The 19,489-nt window shown below is 54.3% G+C and carries 17 protein-coding genes; 11 read left to right on the forward strand and 6 right to left on the reverse strand.

Features of this window, described 5'->3' with window-relative positions; all coding sequences use genetic code 11:
• Both H9S92_RS00910 and H9S92_RS00915 read left to right on the forward strand, forming a co-directional pair.
• On the forward strand, window positions 1-773 hold a 773-nt coding region (locus H9S92_RS00910; RefSeq protein WP_187464848.1), incomplete at its 5' end, for a transposase.
• Window positions 774-985: 212 nt separating this feature from the next.
• Complete coding sequence (locus H9S92_RS00915) at window positions 986-2,230, forward strand: 6-bladed beta-propeller (protein ID WP_187464849.1); 1,245 nt, start codon at window positions 986-988, stop codon at window positions 2,228-2,230.
• A 41-nt stretch (window positions 2,231-2,271) separates the two neighbouring features.
• Here the strand turns inward: H9S92_RS00915 and H9S92_RS00920 are convergent, their stop codons facing one another.
• A complete protein-coding gene (locus tag H9S92_RS00920; RefSeq protein ID WP_187464850.1) occupies window positions 2,272-2,577 on the reverse strand; it encodes a hypothetical protein in 306 nt (101 codons plus the stop codon).
• Window positions 2,578-2,733: 156 nt separating this feature from the next.
• On the opposite strand from H9S92_RS00920, the gene H9S92_RS00925 reads away from it, so the two are divergent.
• The 5 genes from H9S92_RS00925 to H9S92_RS00945 all read left to right on the forward strand — a co-directional run bounded on the left by H9S92_RS00925 (window position 2,734) and on the right by H9S92_RS00945 (window position 7,544).
• Window positions 2,734-3,276, forward strand: a complete 543-nt coding sequence (locus H9S92_RS00925; RefSeq protein WP_187464851.1) for a hypothetical protein — start codon at window positions 2,734-2,736, stop codon at window positions 3,274-3,276.
• 266 nt (window positions 3,277-3,542) lie between these two features.
• Window positions 3,543-6,212 carry a Hint domain-containing protein gene (locus tag H9S92_RS00930; protein ID WP_187464852.1) on the forward strand — a complete coding sequence of 890 codons (2,670 nt, stop codon included), beginning with the start codon at window positions 3,543-3,545 and terminating at the stop codon, window positions 6,210-6,212.
• The gene (locus H9S92_RS00935; protein WP_187464853.1) at window positions 6,134-6,568 is read left to right on the forward strand and encodes a papain fold toxin domain-containing protein; all 435 of its coding nucleotides are present in this window, start codon (window positions 6,134-6,136) and stop codon (window positions 6,566-6,568) included. Before H9S92_RS00930 ends, H9S92_RS00935 begins: the two co-directional genes overlap by 79 nt.
• Window positions 6,568-6,909, forward strand: coding sequence for a hypothetical protein (locus H9S92_RS00940; RefSeq protein WP_187464854.1), 342 nt, complete (start codon window positions 6,568-6,570; stop codon window positions 6,907-6,909). Before H9S92_RS00935 ends, H9S92_RS00940 begins: the two co-directional genes overlap by 1 nt.
• A 299-nt stretch (window positions 6,910-7,208) precedes the next feature.
• A complete protein-coding gene (locus H9S92_RS00945) occupies window positions 7,209-7,544 on the forward strand; it encodes a hypothetical protein (protein ID WP_187464855.1) in 336 nt (111 codons plus the stop codon).
• Window positions 7,545-7,629: 85 nt separating this feature from the next.
• Here H9S92_RS00945 and H9S92_RS00950 read toward each other — a convergent pair whose 3' ends face one another.
• Entirely contained in the window at window positions 7,630-8,514 is an 885-nt protein-coding gene (locus tag H9S92_RS00950) for a MerR family transcriptional regulator (RefSeq protein ID WP_187464856.1), read from the reverse strand.
• Between the two features lie 216 nt (window positions 8,515-8,730).
• On the opposite strand from H9S92_RS00950, the gene H9S92_RS00955 reads away from it, so the two are divergent.
• From H9S92_RS00955 to H9S92_RS00970, 4 genes are read left to right on the forward strand one after another with little or no spacing between them, the layout of a single operon-like run.
• The gene (locus H9S92_RS00955) at window positions 8,731-11,652 is read left to right on the forward strand and encodes a T9SS type A sorting domain-containing protein (protein ID WP_187464857.1); all 2,922 of its coding nucleotides are present in this window, start codon (window positions 8,731-8,733) and stop codon (window positions 11,650-11,652) included.
• A gap of 43 nt (window positions 11,653-11,695) precedes the next feature.
• Window positions 11,696-12,859, forward strand: a complete 1,164-nt coding sequence (bshA, locus tag H9S92_RS00960) for an N-acetyl-alpha-D-glucosaminyl L-malate synthase BshA (protein WP_187464858.1) — start codon at window positions 11,696-11,698, stop codon at window positions 12,857-12,859.
• A 58-nt stretch (window positions 12,860-12,917) separates the two neighbouring features.
• Window positions 12,918-13,139 (forward strand): hypothetical protein, encoded by a 222-nt coding sequence (locus tag H9S92_RS00965; protein WP_187464859.1) that lies wholly within the window; start codon window positions 12,918-12,920, stop codon window positions 13,137-13,139.
• Complete coding sequence (locus H9S92_RS00970; RefSeq protein ID WP_187464860.1) at window positions 13,136-13,558, forward strand: type II toxin-antitoxin system death-on-curing family toxin; 423 nt, start codon at window positions 13,136-13,138, stop codon at window positions 13,556-13,558. Before H9S92_RS00965 ends, H9S92_RS00970 begins: the two co-directional genes overlap by 4 nt.
• A 141-nt stretch (window positions 13,559-13,699) precedes the next feature.
• Here the strand turns inward: H9S92_RS00970 and H9S92_RS00975 are convergent, their stop codons facing one another.
• From H9S92_RS00975 to H9S92_RS00990, 4 genes are all read right to left on the reverse strand, one after another.
• On the reverse strand, window positions 13,700-14,245 hold the full coding sequence (locus H9S92_RS00975) for a YceI family protein (RefSeq protein WP_187464861.1): 546 nt from the start codon (window positions 14,243-14,245) through the stop codon (window positions 13,700-13,702).
• Window positions 14,246-14,286: 41 nt separating this feature from the next.
• The gene (locus tag H9S92_RS00980; RefSeq protein ID WP_187464862.1) at window positions 14,287-16,605 is read right to left on the reverse strand and encodes a serine hydrolase domain-containing protein; all 2,319 of its coding nucleotides are present in this window, start codon (window positions 16,603-16,605) and stop codon (window positions 14,287-14,289) included.
• A gap of 81 nt (window positions 16,606-16,686) precedes the next feature.
• Complete coding sequence (locus tag H9S92_RS22595; RefSeq protein WP_187464863.1) at window positions 16,687-17,961, reverse strand: helix-turn-helix domain-containing protein; 1,275 nt, start codon at window positions 17,959-17,961, stop codon at window positions 16,687-16,689.
• Window positions 17,962-18,201: 240 nt separating this feature from the next.
• Window positions 18,202-19,353 (reverse strand): Fic family protein, encoded by a 1,152-nt coding sequence (locus tag H9S92_RS00990; protein WP_187464864.1) that lies wholly within the window; start codon window positions 19,351-19,353, stop codon window positions 18,202-18,204.
• Between the last annotated feature and the right edge of the window lie 136 nt (window positions 19,354-19,489).

Here is a 19,489-nt window from a genome sequence, read left to right on the forward strand (position 1 = left end):
AATCTTTGCTGGATTATTATGCCGAAATCCTTGAGCAACGGGCTGACGAACTGCTCCAGATCAGTAAATACGTGGTAGTCGATGCGTACTTTTCCCGAAATCCATTCATCCAACGCGTTGTCAATGCAGGTTTTCATGTAGTCTCCCGCTTGCGTAAAAACGTCAGTCTGCGCTACTACTACAGCGGACCACAAAAGTCAAAAGGGCGGCCTAAGGAATATGCTGGCTTTGTCAACTTATTTAACCTTGATCCTGCCGTATTTAGTCGAGTGGAAGCGCTGAGTTCACCTCAAACCGTTGCTTGGACGGGCGTGGTTCAACTAAAAGTAGCAGGATTAAAAATCCGTATCGTGGTTATACACCAACTTGACGAAAAAAACAAAATCAAGTCTGTGAAGGTATACATGAGCACCGATGTTGATCAGCCAGCCGAACAAATTGTCCATGCTTACCGCTGTCGTTACCAACAAGAATTCATTTTCCGCGATGGCAAGCAGTTCAGCGGTTTAGAAGAGGGGCAAGGGCGTGATTGGCTTAAGATCGACTTCCACGTCAACTGCGCGCTAACGGTAGTTAATTTGGCTAAAGCTGCCCACCACTTAGCGGTTCCCGACCTTGAACGCGGAGCATTTTCCATGGCTGATATTACAACTGCCTATACCAATGAGCGCTTGGCTTTACGCATTTTCAGCAGGTGTGGGATTGACCCGAACCTGCCAAAAAGTCAAGAGGTACTGGCGGAGGTCAGGAACTACGCCGCTAGAGCAGCTTGAAATCGCAGCGGACCATTGCAGATGGCACACCGGTGATTAGATGTCAGTTTGGCTCTGGGTCTTGCGAAGCTTGGCAGCAAAAGTCATGCAATGCACCTAGCCAGTAGAGCTTTAAGATTGGGAGGGGCAGGTCATACTTTGGGCTTGCCTACCCAATCTCTTTAAATAGAAAAGCGCTGCTCCATGAAACAGTATTCCAAAATTTAAACACTATGACCCGGAAAAATCACTCCTGGAAAAACGCCACTTTTCTTGTTTTGCTTATGACGCTACTGGCCTGTTGCCAAAAGGTGGACAGTAACCCAGGCACAAGTGAAGCAGAGGTGTTCAGCCCAGAACAGTTTGAACCCTTGGACTTTCAGGAGATGTTCGACATTGAGCGTTACGTGCCCCTTCTTTCGGTAGAAGGGAAGGATTACCTGTACAGCATTAACAAGCTGAGGTTTTACGACGACGATATTTACATTCTACAGGATCAGTTGGATCGAACCATATTCAAATTTTCCAGTAAGGGCGAGTTGCTTGAGAGTGTAGAGGGGACCACGTCGATAGAGAAAAAATTCTACGCAGTTGACGATATTGTATTGCACAACAACGAGGTAATCATCCCTGATCGTTTACAGAGCCAAATAATATTCTACGACCAAAGTCTAAATTATTTACGTCATATAGATACTAACTTTCCAAACGGATTGGTAAATATCGCCTTTCTGCCGTCCGGCCGAATCATTGCGCGGCCGGTCATCGAAAACGGAGAGCCCAGTTCACTGTACCTGAATACGCTCCAAAATCCAGCAGTGTTTAAGCCAGTCGAGGGGTTTAAGGGCATTGCGCACACTCCCGCAGCACGTTACCGGTTAAGCACGTACGAAACCTTTTTTCATTCTTCGTCGCCCGACGCCGTGCTTTATGCGGACGTAAGGCGCGGGTGCATTTGGGAGATCAGTGAAGAAGGGGTGAAAGAAAAATACCTGGTGCAGTTGCCCGCTGCCTACCTGTTTTCGGAGGAGGAAATGGAGACGATGGAGCACATGAGTGCTGAGGAAATACTAACCTTTGGTATGAAGTTCAAAGGAGAAAAGTTTACTAACTTTGACTACATTTTTGAAAACAATGAGTTTTTGATTGTTTCCTTCCTTATGCCTTTGCGTAGGCGTTTCATCATTAAGAACAAACGAACTGGCCGAACGATCTATCGGGTAATTCGCTTTGACAACACCGGACCAAACAATATTGACCAGTCATTACCTTTGAAATATCTGGTTGGAATTACGGATGAGGGTCAGCTGGTTTTCTACCACGATGCAGAAGCGTTTAAATTGCGGGCGGAGGCGCTGCGGGCCAGCCACCCTCCCGGGCACCAGTTTACGCCAAAAGAAGCCCGGTTTTTAGCAGCAGCCGACCAAGTGACTGAGTACTGTAGTGTGGTGCTGGCTTTTGTGTCCGTTAAATTGTAGGGGATTTGCGGGCGCTCCCCTGGCATTCCTATCCACCTCGCTCACCCATTCCGGTAGTACATCAATATCCCCCCGAAAGCCGTGATGAGGGCCATCAGCACCGTCGTCATCTGGATGCTGCGGCGCAGGTAGTTGCTGAAATTGCGGATGCTTTCCGCCTGGGCGGGGTAGCTGGGGATGATCTCGTGCTCCACGCGGTAGGTGCTGAAAATTTGGGCAGGGGTGAAGTCCACGCGGTTCATCACCAAAATGCGGTAGGCGCGCAGCACCTTGGCCCGGAAGTAGAGGTTGACCCCCAGCATGGCCAGAAAAAGAACAATGACGACGGTGAGGAGAAGACTTTGCATGGGGCCAAGATACGGGCGAGTGAGCGGCAGAAAGGGCAGAAAACGAGCCGCAGCCCACCAAATTTTTCTTCAGCGGGGCGGCTCTTAACCATTCCCTAACGCCTGGCTACCGCTTTCGGGTGTAACTTTGTGGCCAAGTAATCCTCCCCTCTCCCTTTGAAAATCCTTCCCACCTTCGGTGTCGCCCTGGTTTTTCTGGCCGTTTGCGGCACGGTGCTGACCAACTTCAGCCAGCGCAACACGGGCCTGATGCACTATGAACGTTACTTCAGCGCGACCCCGCCGACGGGCTACGGCCTGCAACGCAGCCTGGTAAGTACTGAGGTTGCGGCGGATGACCTGGACCAATCGATCCTCCGCCAAGGCATCCTTTACCACCAGGCCGAAGATTACGACCTTGCCCTCACTTCCCTGCGCGCCTACCTGGAAAGCAACCCCGCCCCGGCCGATCACCTGCCCCAGCTGCTGGCCACCACCGCCGCCCTCGCCACCGGCCATTACGGCGAAGCCGCCAGGCACCTGGAGGCGATGCCACAAACGAACCCCGATGCAGAAGCCGCCGCCGTCTGGTTCAGCGGCCTGCTCGACCTGCGGGCCGAAAACCTCCCCGCCGCCCGCTCCAAATTTCAGCTCCTGAGTAATATGCGCTCCGACGGCAATTACCCCGTGGATGCAATGCTGGAGGACTTGGGGGAATAGGGTCCTGAAGGGCTAAATTCATGACGTAAGGAAATCGCTGAGTCCATTTTGGTGGGTAGGGGTAGCGGCTGTGTCGATAAAGCGTAGGGTAGGCGAGTGGGAGAGTGAGTTAGTTTACAGGTAGTCTAAAGACCTTGGGATAGGGAACTGAAATTTTTCCCATTTTAGATAGGTCGGTACGTTTACTGGCAGTGAAAAGGCTTTTCTTAATGGTCTTTACGGCTAAATAGTAGGCAGAATGACCAAATTTCAACTATCGCTGTAGAATGAAAACCCTGGTTCTTTCCCTCATTTTCTTGTTTTTTCAAGTCTCTTTATTTTCGAGAGAAAGTCGGTTCCCTTTTGGAGAGGCTGTTGCAATTGAGCTTTGTTACGAAATTTCCCGTTCGGAAAGTGGCTTTGGAAGCACACTCTACTCCCAAGCGCTCTTTGACGAAGCTTGTGCGGTGAAATCGATGGTAATGGCCCATTCTAACGCGGATTTTGACGTTGTAGGCCACGACTACTATTACCTGCTAGTAAAGGCAACCCCGAACTACAACTTTGAGCAAGCTTTTAGAGATGCCTTACGTGCTGAATACCAAAGCCGCTCTTCCTTCATTGTTATTGGCAAAGACATATTACCGACTGGTAAGGTGGCGCATCGCGTCGAGTTGAAGCTGCCGGACGTTGCTCCTTATACTTCAGTTTCCGCATTGGAGGAGGCTGTGATGGCCAGTATGATTGAGAAGCGGATAAAAGAGGTTGCGGATCTTAATAACGCTGAGTTGTGGGCCAATGCGGCTGCGGAGATTGCGGGGTTGAGACTATTGGCGGATTTATTGAATCAAATACACGCTGGGACGTTGAACTTAGCGGGAGACTTTAACCAGGCGGGATTTACCGCTGAGCCAATTAATGATGAAGGGCTTTTCGTGAGGGGCATTGGCCCGGCTTACATTGGCTCTGTGGGGAGCGGCTCGGCAACTACCGTTAATGTCCACGACTTTGTCAACTTAGAAGTTGGAATAGGGAATGATGGCACGTTATTTCGACATTTGATGGGCGCTGGGTTCGGGAGTTCGGTTGCGGCTATCGAAGAATTGGGGCCCTTATCTGCCACCCTGATTATTACCGATCCCTTGAGTAACAATGCGGAATTGGATTTGGCCGCTACGGCGTTCAACAACAGTTCGGAAAAAATGGTGATCTGGTTTCACCACACTCCAGATACCCTTTACACAAAGAAATTGTTCAACTTCACTCAAGACGAAGCTGACATCATCATTGGGCATTTTTACCTGCAAAGAATGCAGCTTTTGAACCCGGATTTCGGTAATGGTACGGAGCCACCTGCTGCGGCTTTTAGTGGCGGGAATGCTGAGGAATCAATGAGTTTGCCCGACGAATGCGCACTAGATTATGAGCAGTCTTGTGGCTTGAGTTGGACCTTTGGTAAGGATTGTGTACTCCACGAAATAAATGATGCCTTTGATGGTGATCCTAACAAGTCATCCCTCCTTCAGATAACTGATGGCATGAACAGGTTGAAGTTGGGCATTGTGGTTGGTATTTTTGATGGCTTACTGGGTACTATACAGTATATTTATGATGCCACCACGTCAGTGGTAGAATGGGTAATTGCTTCTGTTCAGTATGTGCAAGCGCTTTGGGATATTTATCTTGCCGAAGGATGGAAGGCTACCGAGGCCAAAGTAATCCAAGATCTGAATGGATATATTGATAAGGTAGTTCAAGCCTATAATGATATTCAAACCATCCTTGAGCAACTGGATTGGAACAAAATCAATGCCCTTTTCAAAGAAATGCTGGTGACGATAGAAACTTGGTTCGGAGGTCTGGCTAATGGCTGCACAATGCAGGGATACGACATTGGAGTACTTATGTTTGAGGTCATACTGGGTTTTTTCTCCGGGGGCACTTCGGTTGCGGGAAAGTTGGCGGCCAAGTATACGGGAAAAGCCATGGTAAAGATTATGCAATTCTTAGATGAAATACATATCCCCGGAAGCAAACGTTTTGATGATCTTTTCTACGACTCCATTCATGAGGTTGAGAATAGCATTGTAAATATAGGAGAAAAACACAAACTAGCAAAGTGCAAAATCCTGGGTAAAGGCTGCTTTGTAAAGGACACGCCAGTGTGGATGGCGGGTAGTACCAATGGCTACGCCTTCGGTAGCAAAGCAAAAGCCCTGGCCCTCGCCGCCGCCCTACCGGTATTACCTATGCCCATCCAGGAGGTTCCACTCCTAGGTTATGCTTTGGCCCACGAAACAGTAAATGCTGGTCCCAAACAACTGGTAAGCACAGAGGATGCCCTTTACCTCGATCTATCCGTTCAAGACCCCTACACTTCAGATCAGCAAAGAGATCGAGACAAATACGAAGTAAACGACACTGACTGGAACGAAGTAGTTTTTGAAGAAATCAAAGGCAGTTCCACCGCCCGCCTGGCGCTACACAACGACTGGATGACTCAAAAGGGATATGAAACCGGCGCAGTAGTCCAAATGCACCTGCCGGAGCAAGGCATCACCGGCCCCTTCCGCATCACGTCCATCAAGCACCTCCTCCCCCAGAAAAAGCCGATGGATGAGGACCCAACGGATGAATACGGCTACCGCCCCGTCACGGCCATCTTCACCCACGTATCCGATCAAGTTTTTAGGCTTACCTTTGAGGATGGAGAGACACTGGGCGTTACGGCCCGGCACCCTATCTACTCGGCTACGGCGGGTACCTGGCGGCTAGCTGGTGATTTACGGGAGGGCGAACGCGTTCTCACCAAATCGGGAGTTGCAAGGGTGGTGAAATCTGAGCGCAAACGGGTGCCCAGACGGTGTATAACCTGGAGGTGCAGGAGTGGCATAATTTCTTGGTGGGGGGCTTGGGGGTTGTGGTGCATAATAATTATGGGGTCCTTCAAAACATAATTGATGGGATATCTGATGCAACTAAACAGTATCATAAAAAGTATATGTGCAAAGAGTATGGTACAGCATTGAGAGAGTATTTAATTCAGAATGGAGAGGCTAACCCCAAAGCTGTTATATTTAGGTTATTTGATATGAATGGAAATCGAGCACAAATGAGAATCTATCATAATGGAGAGGAGATCGCCACCAATGGATTACATGTAGGTACACCAATCAACGGGAAAATGTTTGACAACATGAACCCCAATGGAATGGATGTAGATGAATGGTTAAGCAAGTTTGAATATCCTCCGCATTTAAAATTGAAGCCTGATGTTATTGATGCAAGTCAAGTAATAAATTCATTTTACTAATGATGAAAGACAATAAGATAATAGATTTTTTGCTATGGGCTAGAAATGATGAAGTTCACTTTAGGGAATTTACTAGCATAAGAGAGATACATTATTTTCTTTTAGGGTACCAGGCGTCAGAAAGTGATAATTCAGTGAAAAACGGAGTAGGGGGCTGGGTTTCAGATTTTATGGATTTTTGCGAAAAAAGGAAAAATAGTATTTTTAGTAATAAGGTGGAATGTCCATCTGGTCTTAGCTACTACTTGTTTATTGTTGAGCATCAAGAAAGTGAGGCAGAGGGGCAAAAAGTTTTCTACCAATTATTAATAGATTTTCTATCTACTTATAATAACATGTAGCGCCTAAAATTAGATCGGATGCGTGCAAATTTCATGAGTCTGCGCGCACTAATGGTATGTTTTTGCTGTGCCTAAGGTTTATTCTCATATAAAGATTTAGCCATTAGATATCTCCAACCAGCCAAGGCCCCTACCTCGACACTCCCACCCAGCAAAGAGATCGAGACAAATACGAAGTAAACGACATCGACTGGAACGAAGTAGTTTTTGAAGAAATCAACGGCAGCTCCACCGCCCGCCTGGCGCTACACAACGACTGGATCACTCAAAAGGGATATGAAACTGGCGCAGTAGTCCAAATGCACCTGCCGGAGCAAGGCATCACCGGCCCCTTCCGCATCACGTCCATCAAGCACCTCCTCCCCCAGAAAAAGCCGATAGATGAGGACCCAACGGATGAATACGGCTACCGCCCCGTCACGGCCATCTTCACCCACGTATCCGATCAAGTTTTTAGGCTTACCTTTGAGGACGGCAAGACACTGGGCGTTACGGCCCGGCACCCGATCTACTCGGCTACTTGGCGGGTGCACGATCAACCGATGCTGGTCTCCCCAAAGCAAAATCTCCCCTTCAAAGCCATCAGGACCTCGCAGCGTTCCTTGCCCCGGATAATCTTTTCGCTTGCAAAATGAAGTTCCAGCAAGGAATCTGGGAGCGTCCGGTCTCCCTCCGTTCAGGCGAACCCTCTCGGTGCCACCCAGTTCATTCACTACCCCCTCACTTCAACCGCTGCACAAACAACAACATCTCCTCCAACCCACTCACCACCCGCACGCGGCTGTTGTCCCCGAAATCGTGGAGCGTGGCCTGGTAACCCGTCAGCAAGAGCGTGGCATCGGGACAATTGTGGAGGACCGACTTCACGTGCTGCTCCACGGGCTCGTGAATGAAGGCGTTGGAAAAGATGGTAAACAGGTAGTCGATCGTGGTGCAGCGGGTGGCGTCGGCCAGGTCGGCCACACCCACGTCGGCACCGAGGTAGATGGTGGAAAAGCGGCGCTTGCGCAGCAGGTAGTTGATGAAGAGCAGGCTCAGTTCCTGCCGTTCGCCGTCCGGCAGGTAGAGGCAGAAAACGGGGGAGCGCTTTTGGCGCTGGGGCGGCAGCGCATCAGTGGCGGCAATGATTTTGCGGCGGATAAGGTTGCTGATGAAGGCCTCCTGCACGGGGTTGATCGAGCCGGTGAAGTACAGCAGGCCGAGCTTATCCAGGAAGGGGTAAACGACCTCCAGCAGCGTCTCTTCGAAGCCCCGCTGGTGGATATTTTTATCGATGATGTGGCTGAACTTGAACTCGTCCATCTCCACCGTAGACAGGGTCAGGGCGTCGAGTTGGGTATCGGGACTGACGTTGATGGAGCTGATGGAAGCCACTTTTTCGGCGCGTTCGTCGCGGCTCAGGCTGGCGATTTTGGAGATCCGCATCCCGTTTTTGTTCAGCAGGGCGACGTTGAGCAGCTGCCGCAGGTCCTCATCCAGGTAGTAGCGGATGTTGGTGTCCGTCCGCTTCGGCGTGATGATTTCGTACCGTTGCTCCCAGGCACGGAGGGTCGCGGCCTTGATGCCGGTGAGCTTCTCCAGATCGCTGATTGAATAAACGGCCAAAGCAGGTGGTGCTAAAAGGTCTATTTATGCCTTGCGGGGGACTAACAGCGTCCTTAGTTAAAGGTTCAGACTTTCCGGCACTATTCGTTTTCGCGCTTTTGGCTATTTTTCGCGGCCCGTTCTGGAATGAGGGCGCGGCCGCAGGTGCTCCCCCCCGGCCCCCCAAAGGGGGGAGTAGGGACAAGGAGCAAAGTAAGGAACCACTGAACCTCTTTTATGCCTTACCTTTCCCTGCGCTTCAAAGCGACTTACCTTGCATCCTGCGGCCGCGCCCAAACGGAACCCATGTTCATTATCCACCCTCAAACCCCGCTGAAAAACCGAAAAATTATGCTCCACCGTTACTCCCTCCTGCTCTTCCTCCTGGCCCTCGGCCTGGGCATTTCCGCCCAAGACTGCCAGTACCAACTTTTGCTGACCGACACCGAAGAGGACGGTTGGAACGGCGGGGAAGTCACCCTGCGCGTCGCCGGGGTCGCAACCACCTACACCCTGACCCGCGAGATGAACGACGCGGGCCAAACGACGGTATTTTTTATGGTCAACGACGGAGATGAGGTACAGATCGACTTCCGCGGCGGGGCCTTCCCCGAAGAAATCGGCTTTTCCATCCTGGACAACAACGACAGCCTGATCTACACCGCGCCGGCTAACCTGATGACGACCACCAACCTCTTCAGCTTCACGGCCGCCTGCGTCGCTTGCGCCGGTCCGCCGGCAGCCAGCGTCGTCTTTTCCCGCGTTCGTTCCACCTCCGTGGAAGTGACTTTCGCCGCCGGCCCCAGCGCCGCCAACCCACTCTACCGCCTGGAATACGGCCCCGGCAACTTCGACCCCAACACGGGAAGTATCGGCCAGACCATCACCCGCGCCGATACCATGTTCCGCATCAACAACCTGATGCCCGATACGCGCTACCAGTTCTGGATCAGCACCATTTGCCAGGCGGAAAGCGACACGACCGCCCGGCGCGGACCCTTTGAAGTCCTCACCCAAAAGCGGGCGGACGTGGGCATCACCGCGCTCATGTCTCCGCAAACGGGCTGCGACCTGGGCCTGGAGGAAGTGACCATCGGCATCACCAACTTCGGCGGGGAACCCCAGCAGTTCTTTAATGTCGATTACCTCATCAACGACCAGCCGGCGGGCGTCTCCCGCCCCGAAGACGGCATCTTTACCGGTGTGGTGGGTGTAGACAGCACGGAGTTTTTCACCTTTGACCTGCGGGCCTCCCTCAATCGCCCCGGCACGTATAAATTCACGCTTTTCACCCAACTGGAAGGCGATGAAGACCCCAGCAACGACACGTTGGTCATTTTCGTCAACCACGTCCCCCTCATCACCAACTTCCCCTACCACGAAGATTTTGAGGCGAACGACGGCTTCTGGTACAAGGAGCGCGCGGGCCGGGCGGCGGCTAGTTGGCGCTGGGGCGAACCCCTGGGCACCATCATCGACCGAGCCCCCGATGGCCGCAACGCCTGGGTGACGAACCTGCGCGGCGACTACAACAACGAAGAAAAAAGCTACCTCTATTCGCCCTGTTTTGACCTGGCCGACATGACCGAAGCCCCCCTCTTCAGCGCCGTCTTGCAGGTGGAAACGGAGGCGGATTTCGACAACGTCTACCTGGAAATGACCAAAGACCGGGGCGAGAACTGGTCGCGCGTGGAAAACAGTCCCGCCGCCTTCAGTTGGTACAATGACCTTGCCAACCGCTACTGGGAAGGCGATGGTGGCTTCAACGGGATGCCGCGCCTGGTAGGCAACCTGCTGGAAGGCGCGGCCGGTGAAGAAATTCAACTCCGCTTCGTGTTCAACAGTGGCCTGAGCGACACCCGGGAAGGAGTGCTGGTGGACGCCGTCAGCCTGGGGCAGCGCGCCGAACGCAACCTGGCGGCAGTCTCTGCCGAGGGCGATGCCGACTGCGGCATCCTCAGCAATACCGAGCTTACTTTCACCTTCGCCAACGTGGGGACGACCACGGCCGACAACATCCAGCTCAGCTTTTCCGCCGATGGCGTAATGAATACCGAGACTTTCCCGGATTCACTCCGTCCCGGCCAACAAGCGACCTACACCTTCCTGGAAGGTACTCCCGGCAACGCCTTCTCCGGCCCCATTCGTTTCTGGGTCAGCCTGGCCGACGATGTGGAGCCGGGCAACGATACCACGCTGTTGTTTTTCCAAGGCATCCAGGATTTGCCCTTCTTTGAAGGCTTCGACGGAGCGGGCGTTCCGGAAAAATGGCGGGCGGACGATGACTTTACCATCGGGGTGCGCCCAGGCAATGCCTCGGCTACGCTCTCGACCCTGCTGAATGCCGCCGATACCCTCGGGACCTTTGCGACGGCTACCTACCGGGATATTCTGACGACGGACACGCTTCGCTTTGACGTAGCCTTGAGCGACACTGATAACCCCGACGAATACACCGGCGTGGCCAGCCTGACGATTCTGGCGGACTACTGCGACGCGGCGGCTCCTCTCTTTCAGTTCGACACCCTCCAGCCGGGTTCCTACGCGCTGGCCATTCCGGAGGAAGCTGCTGGCGTAGCGGGATTCATCTTCGAGGTGCGCCGCCTGAGCGGTAGTTTCGTTGTTGACTACGACAACATCAGCATTGCCCGCTGTCCGGAAAGCCTGGGCTTGATTCCCGCCATCGTAGGCGTTAGTCGCGCGGGCCGGGCGGATGCGCTGGTGACGATTGTCCCCACCGCTGGTTTGCCTCCTTACCGCTACGAGTGGTCGACGGGCGACGAGGGGGCCACGGTCGACGGACTGGCCGAAGGGGAAGTGACCGTGATCGTCACCGACGCCGTAGGCTGCACCGATGCGGTTACCTTCACCATCGATATGACCGTGGCCGTTGACCAGGACAATGAATTGCTGGCAGGATTACTGCTCTCTCCCAACCCCACGGACGGCCGCTTGAACCTCCAACTCACCCTCCCCGAAGCTGCGCCGCTGCGGGCCGATGTGTACGACCTCACCGGCCGTCGGGTGCTGCGCCGCGACTTCGGCACCCAGCGCGAACTCAACACCGCACTCGACCTGACGGCCTACCCGGCGGGCATTTACCTGGTGCGCCTCCAAGCGGGAGACGCTGCAAAAACTGTCCGGGTCATCAAACGATAGGAATGGGCAGCAAACTAATTTCCGGGGGATGCCTTATTGAAGCATGAAGATTGGAGTAGTATGTTATCCCACCTACGGAGGGAGTGGTGTATTGGCCACGGAATTGGGCCTGGGGCTGGCGCGACGCGGCCACGAGATCCACTTTATTACCTACCGCCGGCCGGCCCGGCTGGGGGTGTTCCAGGCCAACGTCTTTTACCACGAGGTCGATAGTGGCTCGGATTATCCCCTGTTTGAATTCGCGCCCTACGAAACTTCCCTGGCCTCCAAGTTGGTGGATGTGGTGGAAAACTACGGCCTGGATCTGTTGCACGTGCACTACGCGGTGCCCCACGCCTCGGTGGCCTACATGGCGCGGAAAATTTTGGTCAGCCGGGGCCGCTACGTGCCCTTCGTTACTACCCTGCACGGAACCGACATTACGCTGGTGGGCACCAACGCCGCCTTTGCGCCCACTATCACTTTTGCAATCAACAAGTCGGATGGCGTTACCGCCGTTTCCCAGTCGCTCCGCAGCGATACGCTGAGCAATTTCGCGATTTGCAACCCCATCGAGGTGATCTACAACTTCATTGATTTCAAGCGATTCCGCCGCGACAACAAGGAGCACTTCAAGGCCGCCATCGCCCCGAACAAGGAACGCATCCTCATCCACGTCTCCAACTTCCGGCCGGTTAAGCGCGTCGACGACGTGATCTACATTTTCAAGATTGTCCACGATGCCATCCCCAGCAAACTCCTCCTCATCGGCGATGGGCCGGAGCGGGGGCGTTGCGAAGACCTGAGCCGGCGGCTGGGGCTGAGCCAAGACATTCGCTTCCTCGGCAAACAAGATGCGATTGAGGAGTTGCTCGCGGTTTCGGACGTCTTCCTGCTGCCTTCGGAGAGCGAAAGCTTCGGTCTGGCGGCGCTGGAAGCCATGGCCTGCCAGGTGCCCGTAGTTTCCAGCAACGTGGGTGGTATTCCCGAAGTCAATATCGATGGGCAGACGGGCTTCCTCTCCGGCGTAGGCATGGTCGATAAAATGGCCGAAGACGTACTCAAAATCCTGCAAGACGACGCCATCCTGGGCCGCTTTCGCGCCGCCGCCCTGGCCCAGGCCGCCCGCTTCGACATAGAGGAAATCATCCCCAAATACGAAGCCTACTACCAGGAGGTGATTGACCGGACGCAGGTGAAGCCTGAGGAGCCGGTGTTTGATTGTTAGCCCGGAACTGGGCAACTATTGGGGGTGGTTTTTGCGTTGTTCCTTAAAATTTGCTGCCATGAGTACGACGGTGTCCGATCTTTCTGCTGATCAGTTGAAAGAAGTTGTTTTAACTATCTTTCGGGAACACCCGGAACTGATTAAACATGCGGTTATGGAAATTCTCGAACAAAATCCCGCATCCGCCACGGAAGATGCTGCCGCCCGACGGGAAAGAATGCGTGCCTTGATTCAGGAAGATTTTGACCAGTATGACAGTACTTTCAAGGCTCTGGCGTGAGTATCAGTTATCTGGAATACGATGATATCGTACTCATCAATCAGATGAGTATAGAGCAGCACGGTGGTAATTTTGTCCCCCCACATAATTTCTTGAAAGAGGAAGGACTTCTTTATACGCTAGAATCCGTGGGCGCTGAAATGTTTGGAGCACCGCTTTACCCTTCCATCCCGGATGAGGCGGCTATTTACATGTTTAACATCATTAGCAACCACGTTTTCCAGGATGGAAATAAGCGAACGGGATTAGAAGCTGCGCTGCTTTTCTTGAAACTCAACGGCCACCGTTTAGTATCCGGGGAGACCGAGGCAGACATCTCCCCCGACGAACTTTACCACTTCACCATGGCCGTTGCGGCGGGGGAGCACAACCTGGATGCGGTGCGGGACTGGTTTGCGGTGCACGCCAAAGAGAAATAGCTGGGTGGGGTGTTGGCCTTTCCTTGCTCTTATACTTTTCCTTGGCACCTGCGGCCGCGCCCCAATTGTTTTTCATTGTGGCGCGGCCGCAGGTGCAGTGAAATGCCTAAATAATAAGGAAGGCTCCGGGGTAGACGAACCCTATTCTACCACGGCGTCTACCGTTACGGGAACCTCATCCTTGGGGCCATCTCCCGTAAAGCGGAATTGGCGACGATCTATTGTAGCCGTAGCGTGCAGCCGGTAAGGGCCGCTGCCGCTGAGCGTAAAGTCAATCGGTATTTCCCGCGTTACCCCTTTCATTTTTACGCGGGCGTTGGCGCGGTAGCTTCCCGGTGTGTCCCCGGGGGCCGCCCCGTCGATGGTGATGCTGGCCGTGGCGAATTTGCGACTGTGAAAGTAATCTTTCTTCTTGTGCAACGATTGCTCCAGGTCTTTCCATCTGCAGGTGATGGACGCCATATCCAGGGTAGCCGTAACCCCAATCTGCAGCGGTTGGTCGAGCCGCTCCAGGCGGTCAAATTTCCACTGTTCAACGGTAAACACATTAGGGCTGCCAGCGTCGCCAACGAAGGTGATGGTGCCCGGTGCGGTGGCGGGGAATTCCACCCGGCTACTGGCCATGGCCCCGAAGACCAATAACGCGAACAGTAAGGCAGGCAGGAAAATGAAATAACGAAAACGCATAACGAATGATTTAGTGCCCGAAGGCGGTTTGACAGACAGGATCAGGCGGCGCGCTGTGCGGTGAGGGCGGCAGAAAACTCCAGGCGTCGGCGCGCTTCCGCTGGCCCGTCGGGGCCAGCGACGCCGAATACCTCCGGGAAATCCAGCCAGAAGGTGGCCGCCGCACGCAATTCCCCGTTCGGGGCCGGCGTGAAGGTGCTGCGCAAGGTGACGGTGATCTTTTGCCCAAGGATTTCCAGTGTAGCGGGCAAGTCGATACCCTGCTCCACGCCCAGCCGCCAGGGAGCGGGCACCCGGCAAGGTGGGATGGTCAGTGCCGCCGTCGGATAGCGCCCCGCCCGCAGCAGCGTGCCGAGTACGTAGTCGTCCAGCGCAGTAGAACTGGTGCGAATGGCCGCCACCGGCAACTCGAAGCGACCGCTGATCTGACGGCCATTATCCGCAAGGAAAAACTGACCGCTGAGCCGACGGACTTCGCCTGCGTAGCGATCCAGCGGCGCGGGAAAACCAAAGAACAGGCCCGGCGGATCTGCTTCGTCCTGATTCACGACGTAGCGGGCGCCCAGGGCCAGCGGCGGCTGGAAAGTATCGCGGGCCTGGGCAGCCAGGGCCGCAGCGGGAGCAACGTAACCAATGCTGGCCCACGGGGCTGACGGAATATCCGCAGCAATTGCGGCTGGCGTAAATCCCGCCTCGGGCCGATTAAGCGCCCGAAACGCCACGGCAATCTTCTGGATAAGTTCTTGCAGCCCCTGGCCATCCGCCCCGACGGCCACCGGATCGCCGTAGTTGGTGCTTACCGCTTCATGACAGTTGAATTGACTGAACAGGGCGTAAGTGACCGCGTAGTTCCCCGTCGGTTCCGCGTAGGGGTGGAGGTCCAGGTACACCCGGCGGTCGAGGGGGCCGAGATCACAGGTGCCTTCCGTCAGACCAAGTTCGCTGCCCAGCGCCGCTTCAAAGCGAGCGATCAACGGAAAAGCAGCGGTGTATTTGATGGGCAGGCTGATGCGCTGCCGACCCCGTTCCTGGTAGAGACCCGTCCGGATATCGGGGACCATGGAACGCAACATCAATTGATTGGACCGCAGCCAGCCACGAATGGCCTCGGCGTCGTCGTGGCGGCCACTGTAAATGGAGCGTCCCCGGGGCGACTGCAGTACAAAAGCGGGCGTTCCGGTAATTTCCGCAGGAAATTTTGCACTCCGGCTGCAGCGGATTGCGCTGACCATCGCAAAGTGCTCCACCTCATCGGCAACGGGGCTATCGCTGCCTTGCGGGAGGAAAATGGTCAGGTGGTCTTCGGAGGCGGCCTGCCGGGCCAGCAGGCCGAGTTGGCGGCTTACCGCGCCCCCGATCTGCCACTTCAACTGGGTATTCACCGCCGCTACCGATACCCAGTTGGCCGCCACATCCATGTTCATGATGAAGAAGTAACCAAAGAAGTTTCCTCCGCTGTACACCATGCCTTGTTCATCAACGTGGAAAAGCAGGGAGTTGAAACCGTACTGGGCGGTGGTGCCCGCCAGCGCCAGTTCCCGCCCGAGAATCGGATTCGCCCCTTTGCGGGCTTCCAGGATGGCCCGGCCGAAGCGGGCGAAATCGCTCGGCGTCGTCCACAAACCCATCGCAGAAAGCTCAGCGTAGCGACGGTTTTCCAGGATGGGCCGGCCATCTTCCTCGTGGCCCACTGCTGCATTGACCAGTTGGCTTGGCGTGAGTTGCAGCGCGTAAAAGCTGTTTCTCATTCCCAGCGGACTGAAAACTTCCCGCTTAAGGATTGCGGGGAGAGCTTCTCCGTAGCTGTCTTCCAAAAGGAGCTGGAGCACGAGGTCGTTGCCGTAGGTAGTATTGCCATCGGGTGGCCGGACTTTATCGGCACGGAGCTTCTTTACCAGGTTGGTGGTAGTGGGCAGGTCCTGGCCAGGCGCCAGGCCGCGTGGTTTGCTGCGTTTTCCCAGCTGGTAGCGGCCCAGGAGCAGATCGCGTACCGTAAGTGTAGCACCAAAGCGGCCGGCGAGGGGGACGCTGCACAGGTAGCGGTTGACGGGCTGGTCCAGGTCAATCCGTCCGCGCTCGGCGAGCTGCAATACCGCCAGGCGGATGGGCATCGTCCCCGCCGCACCCGCCGGATAGTACGTGGTCTTGGCGGGGGCGGGCCCCTCCACTGCGTAAGTGAAGCTGCTATCGAGGGCCGGGGCACTCAGGGCGGCGCTGACGTTTGAGGCGTGAACGTTACGCATTGCCTCTGCCAAACGAAAAGACTGCCCATCAATCTGGAACCGGAAAGGAGCGTACAATTGGCCACTGGCAAAGACCGTCAGGAAGAAGAAAAGGAGGGTAACGAATAGGATGCGCACGGCAATTGGGGATTGGTTGCCACAAAAGACCGGGTTCCACCGGGCCGCTGCGCTCTAAATCAGGATTTGGGCCGTGTCAAATTATGATTTGCCCCCAATGGCTTGTCCGAAGCCTTCGTGCGGAAGGGGAGTGGCGTCGATTTTGGCGATGGCTTCCCGGGGGCTGTAGCCATACTGCTTGCGAAAGGCGCGGTTGAAGGTGGATTTTGAGTTGAAGCCACAGTCGAGGGCCAGGCTCAGCAGGGTATGCTGCTGGTGTTCTCCCGCCGCCAGTTTTGCGATGAAAGCGCTGCACCGTCGGGCGTTGATGTAGTCGTTGAAATTCATCGCGTAGGTGGTGTTGATCACCCGGCTCAGGACGGAGGAATTGGTGCCAATGCGCTCGGCGAGGGCGGCCAGCTTTACTTCGGGGTCGAGGTAATCGGCGTGGACTTCCAGGCGGCGCTCCAGGCGGGCCGCAATGCGCTGCAACTCCGCCGCATCGTTTCCGCCGCGCTCCGTTTCCGGTGTTGCGGTTGCCGACCTTGCTTCCTCCTCGGGGTCGTCGGGGGCAAAACGCAGCACCCGCGTCAAACGGGGATCGATATCGTAAAACTGGATCGCGGCCAGAAAGACCAGGATGGACATCGAGAAAAAACGTTTCCACTCATCGACGTAACTCGGTGAATCCGTCAAAACGGTGATGGCCTCCAGCACGAAGGTGATCGAAATGCTGCCCAGCAACAGCAGCAGCAAGTAACTCAGCCCACTCAGCTGAAGATGCCCGGAATTGCTGAACTGCTCGCGCACGTAGCGCCGGTAGCGTCGGTAATCCATCACCACCAGGCCGAGGTAGATGATGGTCATGATCCGGATGCTCAGGTAAGCGAAAGTGGAGTATAACTTACTTCCGTTCTCATTGTCCCATTCAGCGGCCGGGCCGCGGGTTCCGTAAAAAAAGGTGAAGTCCTCGCCGAGCCACAGCCACCAGTACAGCCAATCGTAAAGCAAAATGCCCAACGGCAGGAGGCTGAACAGGGCAAACGGCAGAAAATGCCACCAGTAGCGCCGCCGCCAGGTGAAATCGGTATTGGTAGCGGAGCGGAAATAAAGCCACACCAGGGGGCCGAGCAAGGATAGGTTATTCCACGAGCCATAGAACATCAGGGTGGTTCGCCAATCGTGGGCATCGTACCAGCCCGCAAAACCCAGCATCCACGGAGCAACGTAGAGCGCACCCACCAGCAGGATGCTCGCCGCAAAAAAGTCGCTGATCCGGTCCTGGCGCAACCCCCGCAGCAACAACAAGCACGCGTAGACGAGGCCTTGGACAAAGCCGATGAGGAGCAGACTGGAGTAGAAGTTGAAGTCGAACACGGCAGCTAAGGTAGGTTTCCCTGCGGCACGGGAAGCCATAATTCATGGGGGGGGAGTTCCCCAAGGAGCCTGCATTTCGGGCGCGTCCGCAGGCGATAGTCCCGGAGGATTTCGGGATGCAGAGGAAGTCTTGGAAGCAGTGCAGTGACGGCTACCTGGTCGTGCTAACAGCAGCCTGTTACAGTGGTTCAACGATAGGTATGCCGCATCACCAACTGCCCGATTGGCACACGGCGGTCCTTACGGGACCAAATCCTCCAACCGCAATTCGTAGCGGGTGCTTCGCCCTGCGCCGGTGCGAAGAAGTGCTCCCATTTCTGTCAACTCCGTCAATTCTCGTGTGGCGGTAGCTTTCGAAGACCTGGTTAAGCGTTCATAGTTATTAGCGGAAAGCCCCCCCGGAAAGCCTTCCCTCCCCGCATCGAATAATCTACGGATGAGTTTTTGTTGTCGGTCGTTTAACTGATTCCCAAACCGGTCAAAGAAGGCTGTTTTGGCGAGTAGAAAACTAATCTCTTCGTTGGCATTAGTGATAGCGGTGACGACTGATTCAATGAAGTATTCCATCCACCTAGTGATATCAAGCGTCCTTGATGCCGTATTGAGTTGGGCATAATATTCTTTTTGGTTATCAGCAAAAACCTGTGAAATACTAAACGGCATCACGAAGCCAACACCCTGCGATATAAGATGATCAATTATTGCCCGCCCAATTCGACCGTTGCCATCTTGAAATGGGTGGATGCTTTCAAAATAAGGGTGGGAAACTCCCGCCCTTAGTACGTAGTCCAATAGACGATCCGCATGCTGAGATTTGTACAAAGAAGCTACCATTTTCTCCATCTCTTGCGACACACGATCTGAAGGAGGGGCTTCGTAGTGGATGGTCAGATCGTAATCAGGACCACTTACGATTTGCATTGGTTCTGTACTCGTACGGTAGCCTCCAATAATATTTATCGTTGGTAATCTGTCAAACAAAAGCTGGTGCCAGTATTTAAGTGTAGTCTCGGTAATGTCATTGGAATGATTTGATGCCATAGTTGACAATAATTTGCCAATGCCAACAGCCCTCAGGTCTCGGATATTTTTTTTATAGTTCCCGAGGTACAGGTGAGACAGAATGGAAGAACGCAGATCTTCCCGGCTAACAAATTCGCCTTCTATTTTGGATGTTTTTTGCGCCTCGGCAATCAACACTTCTATGAAATAGCGGTGGCGATCTTCTTCCGGTAAGTTCTGAACCTTGCTCAATAAAGGCCGCAAGACATCACTAAGCCTTTTTAGCGGCTCAGTCAAATCCTCCATCCTATAAAAGAATTCAGGCCAGTTATCGTGTTGCCAGTTGTACATGAGGCGATTGAGTCCGTTAATCGGCTCAAAAATACTCATTCTTGAGCCGATTAGCAAGTTTAATCGGCTCAAAACGGTATTCCAGCTCCCCCCCTTGCTCCTTGTCCTGACTCCCCCCTTCGGGGGGCCGGGGGGGAGCACCTGCGGCCGCGCCTGAAAAAAAGTCAGGCCAGTT

This window comes from Neolewinella lacunae, from assembly GCF_014349155.1.
Taxonomy (GTDB): Bacteria; Bacteroidota; Bacteroidia; order Chitinophagales; family Saprospiraceae; genus Neolewinella; species Neolewinella lacunae.

What these genes read in the sequence shown, in the direction of transcription:
- H9S92_RS00930 (WP_187464852.1), top strand. Translation starts at nt 3,543, where the DNA reads ATGAAAACCCTGGTTCTTTCCCTCATTTTCTTGTTTTTTCAAGTCTCT.
- H9S92_RS00920 (WP_187464850.1), bottom strand. Translation starts at nt 2,577, where the DNA reads ATGCAAAGTCTTCTCCTCACCGTCGTCATTGTTCTTTTTCTGGCCATG.
- H9S92_RS00915 (WP_187464849.1), top strand. Translation starts at nt 986, where the DNA reads ATGACCCGGAAAAATCACTCCTGGAAAAACGCCACTTTTCTTGTTTTG.
- H9S92_RS00965 (WP_187464859.1), top strand. Translation starts at nt 12,918, where the DNA reads ATGAGTACGACGGTGTCCGATCTTTCTGCTGATCAGTTGAAAGAAGTT.
- H9S92_RS00975 (WP_187464861.1), bottom strand. Translation starts at nt 14,245, where the DNA reads ATGCGTTTTCGTTATTTCATTTTCCTGCCTGCCTTACTGTTCGCGTTA.
- H9S92_RS00945 (WP_187464855.1), top strand. Translation starts at nt 7,209, where the DNA reads ATGCACCTGCCGGAGCAAGGCATCACCGGCCCCTTCCGCATCACGTCC.
- H9S92_RS00955 (WP_187464857.1), top strand. Translation starts at nt 8,731, where the DNA reads ATGCCTTACCTTTCCCTGCGCTTCAAAGCGACTTACCTTGCATCCTGC.
- H9S92_RS00940 (WP_187464854.1), top strand. Translation starts at nt 6,568, where the DNA reads ATGATGAAAGACAATAAGATAATAGATTTTTTGCTATGGGCTAGAAAT.
- H9S92_RS00990 (WP_187464864.1), bottom strand. Translation starts at nt 19,353, where the DNA reads ATGAGTATTTTTGAGCCGATTAACGGACTCAATCGCCTCATGTACAAC.
- bshA (WP_187464858.1), top strand. Translation starts at nt 11,696, where the DNA reads ATGAAGATTGGAGTAGTATGTTATCCCACCTACGGAGGGAGTGGTGTA.